Source organism: Streptomyces sp. NPDC054834, from assembly GCF_053611185.1.
Window position 1 is genome coordinate 81,240 of record NZ_JBSGZV010000012.1, and the last position, 14,368, is coordinate 95,607.

A 14,368-nucleotide genomic window follows, 5' to 3' on the forward strand; every position below is an offset into this window, starting at 1 on the left:
TGCCCTCCCCCCTTCCTCAACGCCCACCCCTCTCATCCTTCGAGGACGTATGTCATGAACGCCATCACCATGGGCATCGGCGTGCTCGTCGCCGTCGTACTGCTCATCGCGCTCACCCTGCTGCTGGTGGTCAGCCGGCTGTTCCGCAAGGTGGAGCAGGGCCGGGCGCTGATCATCTCCAAGACGAAGAAGGTCGACGTCACCTTCACCGGCGCGGTCGTCCTGCCGGTGCTGCACAAGGCCGAGTACATGGACATCTCGGTGAAGACCATCGAGATCCGCCGCACCGGCCGCGAGGGCCTGATCTGCCGGGACAACATCCGCGCCGACATCCACATCAGCTTCTTCGTACGGGTCAACAAGACCGTCGAGGACGTCATCAAGGTCGCCCAGGCGATCGGCACCCACACCGCGAGCGACCCGGCCGCGATCCAGGACTTCTTCGCGGCGAAGTTCTCCGAGGCCCTCAAGACCGTCGGCAAGCAGCTGGACTTCGTCGACCTCTACACCAAGCGCGAGGAGTTCCGGGACCGGATCATCCAGGTCATCGGCACCGACCTCAACGGCTACCACCTCGACGACGCGGCCATCGACTTCCTCGAGCAGACCCCGATGTCCCAGCTGGACGCGGCGAACATCCTCGACGCCCAGGGCATCCGCAAGATCACCGAGCTGACGACGGTCGAGCACGTCCGCACGAACGAGTACCAGCGCACCGAGCAGAAGGAGATCACCCGCCAGAACGTGGAGGCCAGGGAGACCATCCTGGAGCTCGAACGCCGCCAGGCCGAGGCGGAGATCAAGCAGCGCCGCGAGGTGGAGACGCTGCGGGCCCGCGAGGAGGCGGTCACCGCCCGGGTGCAGGAGGAGGAACGCCTCGGCGCGCAGACCGCGTTCATCCGTACCGAGGAACAGCTCGGCGTCCAGCGCGAGAACCAGGCCCGCGAGATCGCCGTCGCGCAGAAGAACCGCGAGCGGGTCATCGCGGTGGAGAACGAGCGGATCGAGAAGGACCGTCTGCTCGAAGTCATCGCCCGGGAGCGGGAGACCGCCCTCTCGGGGATCGCCCGGGACAAGGAGGTCGAGGCCGAGCGCCGCGAGGTCGCGGACGTCGTCCGGGAGCGGATCGCCGTGGACCGTACGGTCGCCGAGCAGGAGGAGGCCATCAAGAAGCTGCGGGTGGTGGAGGAGGCCGAGCGCGGCCGGCAGTCCGTGGTCATCGCCGCCGAGGCCGAGGCGCAGGAGAAGCTGGTCAAGGACATCAAGGCGGCCGAAGCCGCGGAGGCCGCGGCCAAGCACCGCGCGGCCGAGCAACTGACCCTGGCGGAGGCCCGGTTGAAGTCAGCCGACCTCGACGCCCGGGCCAAGCTGCGGCTCGCCGAGGGCGTGCAGGCCGAGGCCGCCGCCGAAGGCCTCGCGGCGGTGCGGGTCCGCGACAAGGAGGCCGAGGTCACCGAGAAGGCCGGCCGCGCGGAGGCGGTGGCCACCGAGGCCCGGATGCGGGCCGAGGCGGAGGGCACCGAGGCGCGGATGCGCGCGGAGGCGGAGGGCGCGCGGGCCAAGGTGCTCGCGGAGGCCACCGGTATCGGCGAGAAGCTGAAGGCGGAGGCGGAGGGCCTGAGCCAGAAGGCGGTCGCGATGGCGGCCCTGGACGACGCCTCCCGCGGGCACGAGGAGTACCGGCTGCGGCTCCAGGCGGAGAAGGAGATCCGGCTGGCGGGCCTCGACGTGCAGCGGCACGTCGCCGAGGCACAGGCCACGGTCCTCGCGACCGGCCTGGAGAACGCCGACATCGACATCGTCGGCGGCGACTCCGTCTTCTTCGACCGCCTCGTCTCCTCGGTCACCCTCGGCAAGGGCGTCGACGGCTTCGTCCGGCACTCCGAGACGGCGCAGGCGCTCGCCAGGCCCTGGCTGGACGGCACCTCCAGCTTCACCGACGACCTGAGCCGCGTCCTCGGCTCGGTCTCCACGGCCGACGTGCAGAACCTGACCGTCTCCGCGCTGCTGCTGAAGCTCATGAACACGGGTGGTGGCGACTCCGACGCGATGCGCCAACTCCTCGACAAGGCAGGCGAGCTGGGCCTCGCCGACACGCCGCTCGCCGCGCTGAACGGCAGCGCCCGGCACTGACCTGCCGACGGGTCCGGAGCCGCCGCACAGGGGACGGCGGCTCCGGACCCCACCTCTGACGACTTCCTGCGAGGAACCATGACCACGGGCCCGACCACCGGCCTGGACGCCGGTACGTACGAGGTGCTGCGCGACCGGCTCGCCGCACAGGCCGCCGAACTCGCCCACCGCGCCGAGGCGCTCAACACCCGCCGCGTCGAGGAGTTCGGCTCGCTGCGGCTGGAGCTCACCCGCACCGGGTACCTGCGCACCGAGCGCGGCCGCACGGCCCGCGACCTCGTCTCCGTCGGCGACGTCCTGCTCCTCGGCTGCGACGTCCCGCCGGGCTCCCGCCCGGAGGCCGACGTCCTCGCCCTGTACGACCGCGACCTGAACCGGTTGCCCGAGGACGCGGTGCCGGGCCTGCTCGACGACCCGGACTTCGTACGGGAACTGGCCGCCCTGCACCGCTACTACCGCGACGCCCGGCTGCTGCGCCTGCGCCACGTGGACGGCCATCTGCTCGCCGTCTTCCGGATCGGTGAGCAGGCCGGCGACATCCGGGTCCTGCGCTGGTCCCTGTCCGACGGCGGACACGCGGCGTTCCTCGACGCGCACGGCGAGCGCGACGACGTCTTCCCGCCGGCGCACGACTTCGCGTGGACCGAGGCGACCCGCGACGACCATGTCCTCGGCCGTCACCCGCATGTCCGCGTCCAGGGCGAGGTGTTCGTCTCCACGGTCGGCGGCCGCCTCACCGTCAAGACCGAGGACGACACCGAGTCGGGGGAGGGCATCCACTCCGAGCCGGTCGACGAGCCGCTCCAGTCCCTGGCCGACGCGGACATCGCGTACGCGCGCGTGGGCGCCCTCATCCTGTTGCGGATCCGGCCGTACAAGGAGGGGACCGACCGCCATCTGGTCTTCAACACCCTCACCCGGACCGTCGTACGCCTGGACGGCATCGGGCAGTCGTGCCGCCGGCTGCCCGAGGAGCAGGGGATCGTCTTCCCCGGCGGTTACTGCCTCGCCACGGGCGCGTACAAGATCTTCGACACGGACACCGACGGGCTGGAGTTCGAGCGGGTGGTGCGCTCGCCCAACGGCGAGGACGTGCTGTTCGCGTACCGGGCGCGGGTGGCGGGGCACAGCCTCCTGCTGCCGTACAACCTGGTCCGCAAGGAGGTCGCGGCCCCGCTGACCTGCCAGGGCTGGGCGCTGTTCGACGACGGCGCGCTGATCGTGCTGCGCGCGGATCCCGCCGGAGCCGGTGCCGAGCCGGCCCGCGTGCACCCGGTGCAGCTGTGGAGCTCCCCGTACGTCTCCGACACCCACGCCGCCGGCCGGCCCGCCGGCAGCGGCCCGCTGGCCCGCGTCGGCAACGCCGACCTCGTGCGGGGCATCTCCGACTGCCTGTCCCTGCGGGACGCGGTCGCCGGGACGACGCCGACCGCCGAGGTGTACGAGGCTCTCGTCGCCGCCTGCGTCCGCGCCGCCGACACCCACCACTGGCTCGGCGACCCCGCACTCGGGGATCTGTGCACCCCGCTGGACGCGGTCCGGGCCACCGCCGAGCAGGTGCTGACCGAGTTCGAGACGGTCCAGGCACTCACCCGGCAGGCCGCCGACGCCCTCGACGAGACCGCCGAGCACATCGCGGCGCTCGTCCGGCGACTGCGCGGCGAGGCACCCCGCGACGCCGCCGCCTGGGTCGGCGGACTGACCGAACTGCGCCGCGCACAGGGCCACCTGCTCACTCTGAAGGACCTGCGGTACGCGGACACCGCCCGCATCGACGCGCTGGCCGCCGACACCGACGCGGGCCTCGCCTCCTTCGGGCAGCGGGCCGTCGCCGCGCTGGCCCGCGAGGACGCCTTCACCGGCTACCACCGGGACGTCGAGGCCCTCGCCGCCGAGGCCGGCGCGCTGACCGCTGCCGCCGGTACCGCGCCCCTCGCCGCCCGCCTCGACGGCCTGACCGAGCAGCTGCGCACGGTCACCGAGGTCGTCGCCGGACTCGACATCGGCGACGCCACGGTCCGCACGTCCGTCCTGGAACGCGTCGCCGAGGTACTGGGCGGCGTCAACCGCACCCGCGCCGGACTCGACGCCCGCCGCCGCGCCCTCCTCGACCACGAGGGCCGCGCCGAGTTCGCCGCCGAACTCGCCCTGCTCGCCCAGTCGGTCACGGGCGCGCTCGCGGCCGCGGTGGATCCGGGGGCCTGCGACGACCAACTCACCCTGCTGCTGGTGGGGTTGGAGCGGCTGGAGGCCCGCTTCGCCGACTTCGACGACTTCCTCACCGAACTCGCGGACAGGCGTGCCGAGATCCACGACACCTTCGCCGCCCGCAAACAGAGCCTCGCCGACGAGCGTGCCCGCCGTACCGAACGGCTCGCCGCCTCCGCCCACCGCGTCCTCGACACCGTGACCCGCCGGGCCACCGCGCTCGCCGACGCCGACGCGGTCAGCGCGTACTTCGCCTCCGACCCGATGGTCGCGAGGATCCGCCGCACGGCCGACGAGCTCAGGGACCTCGGTGACCCGGTACGGGCCGAGGAGCTGACCGGCCTGCTCACGGCCGCCCGCCAGGAGGCCGCCCGCGCCCTGCGCGACCGCACCGACCTGTACGCCGACGCCGGCCGCACCCTGCGCCTGGGCCGCCACCGCTTCGCCGTCAACACCGAGCCCTTCGAACTCACCCTGGTCCCGCACGGCGAGGACGGCCTGGTCTTCGCCCTCACCGGCACCGACTACCGCTCCCCGGTGACCGACCCGGACTTCGCGGACACCCGCCCCTACTGGAACCGCCCCCTCCCCTCGGAGTCCCCCGAGGTCTACCGCGCCGAGCACCTCGCGTCCCGTCTGCTCGACGAACCCGGCCCCGCCGCCCTCACCTCGACGGACGACCTGGCCGCGCTGGTCCGCCGGGCGGCGCAGGAGTCGTACGACGAGGGCTACGAACGCGGCGTCCACGACCACGACGCCACCGCCCTGCTCACCGTGCTGCTCCCGCTGCACGAGGCCGCCGGCCCGCTCCGTCACCGGCCCGCCGCCCGCGCCGCCGCCCAGCTGTTCTGGGCGCACGGCACCACCGACGAGGCCCGGCGGAACTGGACACGGCGAGCGGTGTCGCTGGCCCGGGCCCGGGAGACCTTCGGGCTCGCCCCCGCCATCGCCGACCTGTGCTCCGAGCTCGCCGCCGAGGTGGGCGCGCCCGCGGCGGCGTACCTCTTCGACGAGCTGACGACCGGCCCGGAGGGCTTCGTCGTCGCCGCGGCCACCCGCACCTTCCTGGACAAGTTCCGCCGCGCGGTGGGCACATCCGCGTACGAGGACGACCTCGCCGCCCTCGCAACCCCCGAGGACCTGCCCGCCCGCCGCCAGCTGGTCGAGACCTGGCTGTCGGCCTACGCCTCCACCACGGGTTCCGAGCTCACCCCGGACGACCTGGCCGAGGCGGTGGCCGCCGAACTCTGCCCCGGCCTCACGCGGTACGAGTCGGACGCACCGCTGACGGCGACGGCCGAAGGGCTGCTGGGCAGCCACCCACGGGTCACCGGCGGCCGGCTCACCCTGCGCATCGACGAATTCCTGGCCCGCACAGGCGAGTTCCGCGCCCGCTCCGTGCCCGGCCACCGCGCCTACCAGCGGCGGCGGACAGCTCTGGTGGAGGCGCGGCGGTCCCGGCTCCGCCTGGACGACCACCGCCCGCGCGTGATGCCGGCGTTCGTCCGCAACCGCCTCATCGACGAGGTCTACCTGCCGCTCATCGGCGACAGCCTCGCCAAGCAGCTCGGCACCACGGGGGAGGGCGGGCAGCCGGGCACCGGCGGTCTGCTGCTGCTCCTCTCGCCGCCCGGCTACGGCAAGACGACCCTCATGGAGTACGTCGCCGACCGTCTGGGGCTGGTCCTGGTCAAGGTCGACGGCCCGGCCCTCGGCCACGCCGTCACGTCCCTGGACCCGGCCGAGGCCCCCGACGCCACGGCCCGCCAGGAAGTGGAGAAGATCAACTTCGCGCTCGCGGCGGGCGGCAACACGCTGCTGTACCTCGACGACATCCAGCACACGTCCCCTGAACTCCTCCAGAGGTTCGTCCCGCTGTGCGACTCCACCCGCCGCGTGGAAGGCGTACGGGACGGCCTGCCGCACACCTACGACCTGCGCGGCAAACGCTTCGCCGTCTGCATGGCCGGCAACCCGTACACCGAGTCCGGGACCCGCTTCCACGTCCCCGACATGCTGGCCAACCGAGCCGACGTGTGGAACCTGGGCGACGTCCTCACCGGCAAGGAGGACCACTTCGCGCTGAGCTTCGTCGAGAACGCCCTGACGGCCAACCCGGTCCTGACCCCCCTCGCGGGCCGTGACCGGGCCGACCTCGATCTCCTCATCCGCCTCGCGGAGGGCGACGCCACGGCCCGCGCCGACCGGCTGGCCCATCCGTACCTCCCCGCCGAGCTGGAGCAGATCCTGGCGGTGCTGCGCCACTTGCTGACGGCCCGCGAGACGGTGCTGGCCGTGAACGCGGCGTACATCGCGTCCGCCACCCGGACCGACACGGGCCGCGGTGAACCGCCGTTCCGGCTCCAGGGGTCGTACCGCAACATGAACAAGATCGCGCAGCGGGTTCGGCCGGTGATGAACGAGGCGGAACTGGCCGCCGTGGTCGACGACCACTACCGGGCGGAGGCGCAGGCGCTCGCGTCCGGGGCCGAGGCCAGTCTGCTCCGGCTGGCGGAGATCCGGGGGCGGATGAGTGCGGAACAGGCGGCGCGCTGGGCGGAGTTGAAGGCGGCGTACGCCCGGGCGGAGGCCGTCGGCGCCCCGGACGGCGACCCGCTCACCCGAGCCGTCGGGACGCTCGGTCTGCTCGCGGACCGGGTGGCGGCCGTGGAGTCGGCGATCAGGGACATGTTCGCGTGACGGCGTCCGCGCGTAGGTGTACATCCCCTCCGTGAGCGACGAGACCCAGGGCACCGTCCTCCTCAAGGCCGGTGACCCTGAGTCGGGCGACGTCTGCGCACACGCCGCCAAGAACCTCAGCGGCTACAGCCACATCTCCCTCAAGGTCTGCGAGTACGCAGGCTCGTGGGTCGGCGACTGCACGTCCTTCCGCGACCGTCAGCCACCGCCCGGCCGCTCACGGCGACGGCGTACGGCATGCGCAACCGGCGTGCCGTCCGGGATCGACCTCGCCGCCGGCGATCACCCCCGATGGTCCGGCGCGCGTGAACCGGTCGTAGCTGGTCTGATGGTTCAGGGGGTGTCCTTTCGCACCCGCACCCCGGGAGACCCCGATGAGTACGCATCGACTCGCGCAGGTGACCGAGGCCGGTGGCCGTTTCGAGATCGTCGAGCGTGAGGTGCCGGAGCCCGGCCCGCGCCATGTACGGATCACCGTGGAGGCCTGCGGGGTCTGCCACAGCGATGCCTTGTTCGTGAACGCGGTCGTGCCGGGGATCAGCTTCCCGGTGGTCGCCGGCCACGAGATCGCCGGGCGCATCGACAAGATCGGCGAGGGAACGGACGACATCTGGCAGGTGGGCGACCGGGTGGCGGTGGGCTGGTTCGGCGGCAGCTGCGGCCACTGCACCCCCTGCCGGCAGGGCGACTTCATCATGTGCGAGAACCTGAAGGTCCCCGGCTGGGCGTACGACGGGGGCTACGCGGAGAACGTCATCGCCCCGCAGGACGCCCTGGCCCGCATCCCCGACGCCCTGGCGGCGCCCGACGCGGCCCCCCTGGCCTGCGCCGGCGTCACCGTGTTCAACGGGCTGCGGCGCAGCACGGCACTCCCCGGCGACCTGGTCGCCGTACTGGGCATCGGCGGCCTGGGCCACCTCGGAGTGCGGTACGCGGCGGCCATGGGCTTCGAAACCGTGGCCATCGCCCGCGGCGCCGACAAGGCCGACTTCGCCAAGCGGCTCGGCGCCCACCACTACATCGACAGCACCGCGGACACCCCCGTCGCGGACGCCCTGCGGTCCCTCGGCGGCGCCCGGGTGGTCCTGGCCACCGCCGCCAACTCCGAGGCGATCACGGCGACCCTGGAGGGGCTCGGCCACCGGGGCGAACTGGCGGTGCTCGGCGTGGACGCCGAGCCCCTGCGGATCGGCCCCACCCAGCTCATCACGGGCGGCAGAGTCGTCCGCGGCCATGCGTCCGGCACCGCCCAGGACATCCAGGACACGATGGCCTTCAGCGCTCTGCACGGCATCTGCCCGATGATCGAGCCCGTCCCCCTGGACCAGGCCGACGCGGCCTACCGGCGGATGATGTCCGGCGCGGCCCGTTTCCGGATGGTGCTCACCATGCCGTGAGGGCGTGACCGAGACGCGGGAAGATGGAAGAGGCACATCCATACCGACTCGAAGGAGAGGAGGAGACGGGATGACCACCGCAGCTCAGACCGTGCTCGAGCCCGCCGCGCGGGTACGGGCCCAGAAAGGGCAGCAGCAGGCCGGGAACACTCCGCGCATGACCACAGGGCGTCCGCAGGCCTGGCAGGAGCGCACCGAAGGGACGCATCCTGACGGCGCGGGTCTCCACCTGCGTACCCGCACGTTCCGCCCTCCGGTTCCGATCCCGTACCTCAGCAGGGAGGAACTGCCCGTCCGGGACCTGGCCTTCTACGGCGGCCTCGGAGTACTCACCGTGGCCGGGGCCCTTGAATGGCCGGTCGCCCTGGCCATCGGCGGAGCCACCTGGCTGCTGCGCGGCAGGCGCAAGGAAGAACAGCACTGAGGCGCGACACCGAGGCGCGGAAGGACCGGCACGGAGCGACACGGAGCGGCGCCCGGCGGCGGCAACGTCGCCGGGCGCCGTATCGCCGCCGCGGTGTCGCCGCACAGGGGCATGGCCGAACCCCGCCGCCACCGTGGGCATACGCACTCTTCCGGCCTCAGGCCCGCCCCTGCGACTCCGCGGCACGCCTCGCCAGCGAGTCGAAGACCACCGCGGCGAACAGCACCCCGCCGGTGATCATGAACTGGACCGAGGACTCGACCCCCAGCAGTGCCATGCCCGACGCGATCGACTGGATGATGAGCACCCCCAGCAGCGCGGACCAGGTCGAGCCGCGCCCGCCGAACAGGCTGGTGCCGCCGATGGTGGCGGCGGCGATGGCGTTGACCAGCAGCATGCCCGAGCCCTGGACCTGGCTGGCCGAGGTCAGCCGGGAGGCGATGAACAGCCCGCCGACCGCGGCGAGGGCGCCCGACACCATGAACACCGAGATCCGCACGCGCGCCACATCGACGCCCGCCCGCCGGGCCGCCTCCACACCGCCGCCCAGTGCGAGGATTTTCCGGCCGTAGGGCGTGCGGCGCAGGAAGAGGTCCGAGGCGATGATGGCGCCGAGGAAGAGCAGGAGAGCCAGCGGCAGGCCCGCGAACCGGCCCAGCACATAGACGGTGGCGAACGCGACCACCGCGAGGAGCGCCGTACGCGCCCAGATCTCCCCGAGCGGCCGATGCGGCATCCCGGCGGCGCTGCGGCGGCTGCGGTCGCGGTAGGCGGCGAGGAGGTACGTGGCGGTGCCGAGCGCCGCCAGTCCGTAGGCGACCACGGCGGCGTCGAAGTAGCGACTGGTCAGCTGGGCGACCAGCCCGTCCTCGCTGAAATTGATGCTGACGTCCGGCCCCAGCAGGTAGATCATCAGACCGTTCCAGGCCAGCAGGCCGGCGAGGGTGACGACGAACGCGGGTACGCCGATCCTGGCGAAGGAGAACCCCTGGACGGCCCCGGCGGCCGCACCGCTGCTCACCGCGATGATCACGGCGATCCATTCCGGCATTCCGAGGTTCACGTTCAGCGTCGCGAACACGGCGCCCGCCAGGCCGGCGAGCGAGCCCACCGACAGGTCGATCTCGCCGATCAGCAGCACGAAGACGACGCCGACGGCGATCATGCCGGTCCCGACCATGTCCACGCTGAGGACGGACAGGTTGCGCGGGGAGAGGAAGTTGTCGTTGAGGCCCTGGAAGACCGTCCAGATCACGGCGAGAGTGAGCAGGACCGGGGCGGGCCCGAGGTCCCGGTCGTGCAGCCTGCGGCGCACCTCGCCGGCGTACGTTCCGAGACGTCCGGCGTACCACCGGTGCCCGGCGCGTCGCCGCCCGGTGTCCGTCGCGGCGTCGGTGGCGTCGCCCGCGCGGGTCCCCCTGCCCCTCACGGCCATGTCTCCTCCGGGAGGGTCCGGCGGTGGGCGACGGCATTGTCCGCCGCGCCGGTGATGGAGGAGATGATCTGTTCCTGGGAGGTGGTGTTCACGTCGAAGACACCGTTGTTGCGGCCGAGGCGCAGCACGGCGATCCGGTCGGCGACGGCCTTGATGTCGCCCATGTTGTGGCTGATGAGGAGTACCCCGAGGCCCCGGTCGCGCAGCGTCTCGATGAGGTCGAGGAGCTGATTGGTCTGCTCGATGCCAAGGGAGGCGGTGGGCTCGTCGAGCAGGAGCAGCCTGGGCGTGCCGAGGAGCGAGCGGGTGATCGCGACGGCCTGCCGCTGGCCGCCGGACAGCGAGGCGAGCGGCGCGCGCACGTCGGGGATGCGGATGGACAGGGTGTGCACCAGCTCGCGGGTGCGGCGCTCCATCTCCACCTCGTCGAGGACGCCGCGCCGGTGGATCTCCCGGCCGAGGAAGAGGTTGCCGACGACATCGAGGTTGTCGCACATCGCGAGGTCCTGGTAGACGGTCGCGATCCCCAGGACCTGGGCGTCCTGGGGACGCTTGATCTGGATCGCGCTGCCCTGCCACTCGATGACCCCCTTGTCTGCGGGACCGACTCCCGAGATCACCTTGACCAGGGTGGACTTGCCGGCGGCGTTGTCGCCCACCAGGGCGACCACCTCCCCGGCCCTGATCTCCAGCTCGACGTCGACCAGAGCCTGGACGGCGGCGAATCTCTTGGAGACGCCGCGCATCGCCAGCAGGGGCTGAACCGGCACGGAGCCACCTCCTTCCGCCTTCGCGGAGCGCCCGTCAGGTGAGTCCGGCCTTGGCGCAGGCGGACCGGAGCTCCGGAGTGCATATCTGGCCGATGGTGTACGTACCGTCCTTCACCAGGGTTGTCTTGATGTTGCCGACGGTCACCGAGACCGACGGGAGCAGGACCGCTGGGATCTCCTTGGTGGTCTCGCTGTCGACGGTGTCGGTGGCGATGGACCCGATCTTCCTGCCGCGCCCCAGGGCGACGGCCATCTCGGCGGCGGCGTCGGCCGAGTCCTTGTAGGGCTTGTAGACGGTCATGGACTGGTCGCCCCTGACGATGCGCCGCACGCCCGCGAGGTCGGCGTCCTGGCCGGTGACCGGGGGCAGCGGCCTGACCTCGCGGGTGTTGAGGGCGGAGATCACGGCGCCGGCGAGGGTGTCGTTGGCGGCCAGCACGCCGTCGATGTTGCCGCCGCCCAGGGCGGCGATGGCGCCGGTCATGTTGTCGAAGGCGTTCTCCGGCTGCCATCCGACGGTGTCGTACGACCTGGCGATCTTCACCTTGCCCTTGAGGACGGAGAGCGCTCCCCGTTCGAACCAGCCGGCATTGGGATCGCTCGTGGCGCCGTTCATCATGACGATCCGGCCGCCGTGCGCCTTCGCGCCCATGGCCTTCAGCAGCGCCTGCCCCTGCTGCCTGCCGACCTCCGCCCCGTCGAAGGTGACGTAGCCGGCGATCGGGCCCTGCGCGAGCCGGTCGTAGGCGATGACCCGGATACCGGCCCGGTGCGCGGCCTCGATCGACGGGCGGAGCAGCTGGGGGTCGATGGCGGAGACGATCAGCACGTCCACACCCCTGGTGATCATGGCCTGTAGCTGCTCCTGCTGGACCGCGGCGTCGGGCGTGGCACCGAAGGCCGTGGCCGGGCAGTGCGGGCACAGCTCCTTCAGCCTCTTCTCGATCAGCGGCGCGTCGAACTTCCCGAACCGGGAGGCTCCCCCGCCCGGCAGCAGCACACCGACAGTGAGGCTGCCGCTCTCGCCCTCGCCACTACAGGCCCCGGCCAGCACCAGACCGGCGGCAACCGCCATGGCCATGGACGCACGCGAGACCGCCCTACGCCTCACGGCCGGAAGGCTGGCACCGAGACCCATCTTCGATTCCCCAAAGATTCCGTGACTATCTGTCTCGTAATGCCCAGAAATGAGCACTTCAAGCAAAGCACAGCCCAGCCGTCGACGTCCCGAGGCAGGCCGGCACCGGGACCGCACGTCGCTCAGGGCCAGGTGCGCTCGACGCGGTCCAGCCGCACGGCGTAGGGCCGCGGGACCGCCCTTCTCGACAGCCCGGTGGATCGCGTCAGAGCATGCGACGAGCCGTTCGACCATCTCGACGCCGCGAAGCTGCTGGTTGTCCGGATGGAACAGCACCGCCTCGCGCTCCAGGACGGGCCGGATCTCCACGTCCCGGGTCTTGATCCGTCCGTCCTTCGAGAGCGGGACCCAGGACCGGTCGAGGCCGTAAGCGATCCACTCCTCGTCGGGAACGTCCTGCCCGTCGTCCGGGAACAGGTCGCCGATGCGGTGAACGATCCAACCGCAGTGCCACCGGCTCAGCCGACCGCACGGAGAAGGCCTCCGGCCCGGCAGTCCCGGCAGCGGCCGGGGTCCGGTGCGCGGAATGCGCGGTCGCAGCCGTCGCAGTTCCGCATGGGCCCGACCGCCGCCGACCCGAGCGCGTCCTGAGTTCTCCCCGGGAACCACTCAGGGGCCCGGCCCGCACGTGCGGACCGGGCCCCTGATCAGAACCAGAACCCCGTGTTCACGGTGTTCAGCGCAGGCGGAGCGCCTCGCGGATCGTGGTGAACAGGTCGGTCTGGTTGGTGACGCCGAGGACGCGGTACGCCTGCGGGCCCTGGGCGGCGATACGGACCTGGGTGCCGGTGTGCTCCTGGGACTGGCCCGGGGTGTTGGTGGAGTAGTTGACCTTCAGCTGCTGGCCCTCGTTGGTGACCAGGGTGGAGGACAGGCCGGGCGGGGTGGCCTCCAGCGGGACGATCTGGCTGGTGTGGCCGTGGTCGGCGGTGGTGACGACCAGGGTGTCCGGGTGCTTGGCCGCGTACGCGCGGGCGACCTTCACCGCACGGTCGAAGGCCGCGGTCTCGCCGATCTGGCCGCAGGGGTCGGCCGCGTGGTCCTGCTTGTCGATCGAGGCGCCCTCGATCTGAAGGAAGAAGCCCTGCTTGGAGTGCTTGGCCTGCTGCTTGGCCTCCAGCAGCTGGATCGCCTTGGTGGCGGAGTCGGCGAGGCTCGGAGTCGTGGCCGGGCGGTTCGGGTTGGAGGTCACGCACCGCTGCGGGTCGGTGCCGCCGACCGCGGCCGCCTTGCCGGTCCACTCGACCGGCACGTTGCCGGAGGCGAACAGCCCCAGCACCGGCTTGCCGGGCTTCGCGGTCTTCAGGCCCGCCTTGTCGGTGACCACCTGGTAGCCGAGCTTCTGTGCCTGCTGGGTGACGGTGAGGCCCTTGTACCTGCCGTCGGTGACCTGCTGGTCGAAGCGCTGCTTGCCGCCGCCGATGAGGACGTCGACCTTGTGGTTGACGGACTGCTCGGCGATGGAACCGGGCCCGCCGGCGGCGATCGTGTCCGTCGGGCACTTGGCCATGTCGGCCGGGCCCTGGCAGGAGCGGTCGGTGACGTGGGAGGCGAGGACGGCCGGGGTGGCGTCGGTGAGCTCGGCCGTCGTCACGCTGCCGGTGGCGTAGCCGTTCTTCTGGGCCAGCTCCAGGACGGTCTTGACGGCCTTGTCGGTGCCGGGCGTCTTGGAGATACGGCCGTTGACCGTCTTCACGCCGGTCGCCCAGCCGGTGCCGCTGGCGGCGGAGTCGGTGACGTAGTCCGGGGTGCCGTCGGCGTGCACCGCGTAGGTGGTGTAGGCGCCGGTCAGCGGCAGCTTGTCCATGTTCAGGCGGCCGCTGGCGCCGACGGTGTAGTCGCGGGCGAGGGTGATCTCCGAGTCGCCCATGCCGTCACCGATGAGCAGGATGACGTTCTTCGCCTTCCCGCCCTTGATCGCGTCCTTCGCCTGCTGCGCGCTGTCGAAAGCACCGGCGGCGTTGGTGACGGCCACGGCGGCCGTGGCCGCGGCGACCAGTGCGGTGGCGACCGTGAGGTGACGGCGGGTGGGTCTGGGCATGGATACGACTCCTCGATGCGTCCGGCGTCCGGCGTCCCGCGCGGGCATGCGGTGACGAGGGACAGACCACCAGGCATTGACAAAGGCGAGGTAAACGACTGGTCATGCACGCGTTTCCGGAT

Annotated in this window: 8 protein-coding genes and 1 pseudogene; 4 read left to right on the forward strand and 5 right to left on the reverse strand. The window is 72.0% G+C overall.

The genetic code is table 11. From position 1 onward, the window contains the following. The first annotated feature begins 54 nt into the window (after positions 1-54). From ACWGJM_RS18430 to ACWGJM_RS18445, 4 genes are all read left to right on the forward strand, one after another. Positions 55-2,133: a flotillin family protein gene (locus tag ACWGJM_RS18430; protein WP_453412720.1), complete on the forward strand. Its 2,079-nt coding sequence runs from the start codon at positions 55-57 to the stop codon at positions 2,131-2,133. Positions 2,134-2,211: 78 nt separating this feature from the next. Then, positions 2,212-7,041 (forward strand): DNA repair ATPase, encoded by a 4,830-nt coding sequence (locus tag ACWGJM_RS18435; RefSeq protein WP_453412721.1) that lies wholly within the window; start codon positions 2,212-2,214, stop codon positions 7,039-7,041. 374 nt (positions 7,042-7,415) lie between these two features. Continuing rightward, complete coding sequence (locus ACWGJM_RS18440; RefSeq protein WP_453412722.1) at positions 7,416-8,438, forward strand: alcohol dehydrogenase catalytic domain-containing protein; 1,023 nt, start codon at positions 7,416-7,418, stop codon at positions 8,436-8,438. 70 nt (positions 8,439-8,508) lie between these two features. Beyond that, on the forward strand, positions 8,509-8,862 hold the full coding sequence (locus ACWGJM_RS18445) for a hypothetical protein (RefSeq protein WP_453412723.1): 354 nt from the start codon (positions 8,509-8,511) through the stop codon (positions 8,860-8,862). Positions 8,863-9,019: 157 nt separating this feature from the next. Here ACWGJM_RS18445 and ACWGJM_RS18450 read toward each other — a convergent pair whose 3' ends face one another. The 5 genes and pseudogenes from ACWGJM_RS18450 to ACWGJM_RS18470 all read right to left on the reverse strand — a co-directional run bounded on the left by ACWGJM_RS18450 (position 9,020) and on the right by ACWGJM_RS18470 (position 14,246). After that, positions 9,020-10,297, reverse strand: coding sequence for a sugar ABC transporter permease (locus ACWGJM_RS18450; RefSeq protein ID WP_453412724.1), 1,278 nt, complete (start codon positions 10,295-10,297; stop codon positions 9,020-9,022). Then, positions 10,288-11,067: an ATP-binding cassette domain-containing protein gene (locus tag ACWGJM_RS18455; RefSeq protein ID WP_453412725.1), complete on the reverse strand. Its 780-nt coding sequence runs from the start codon at positions 11,065-11,067 to the stop codon at positions 10,288-10,290. Before ACWGJM_RS18455 ends, ACWGJM_RS18450 begins: the two co-directional genes overlap by 10 nt. Before the next feature lie 34 nt (positions 11,068-11,101). Next, a complete protein-coding gene (locus ACWGJM_RS18460) occupies positions 11,102-12,205 on the reverse strand; it encodes a sugar ABC transporter substrate-binding protein (protein ID WP_453412827.1) in 1,104 nt (367 codons plus the stop codon). A 324-nt stretch (positions 12,206-12,529) separates the two neighbouring features. After that, positions 12,530-12,814 (reverse strand): annotated as a pseudogene (locus ACWGJM_RS18465) (PIN-like domain-containing protein); the annotation flags it as partial. A gap of 67 nt (positions 12,815-12,881) precedes the next feature. Further along, entirely contained in the window at positions 12,882-14,246 is a 1,365-nt protein-coding gene (locus ACWGJM_RS18470; protein WP_453412726.1) for an alkaline phosphatase, read from the reverse strand. Between the last annotated feature and the right edge of the window lie 122 nt (positions 14,247-14,368).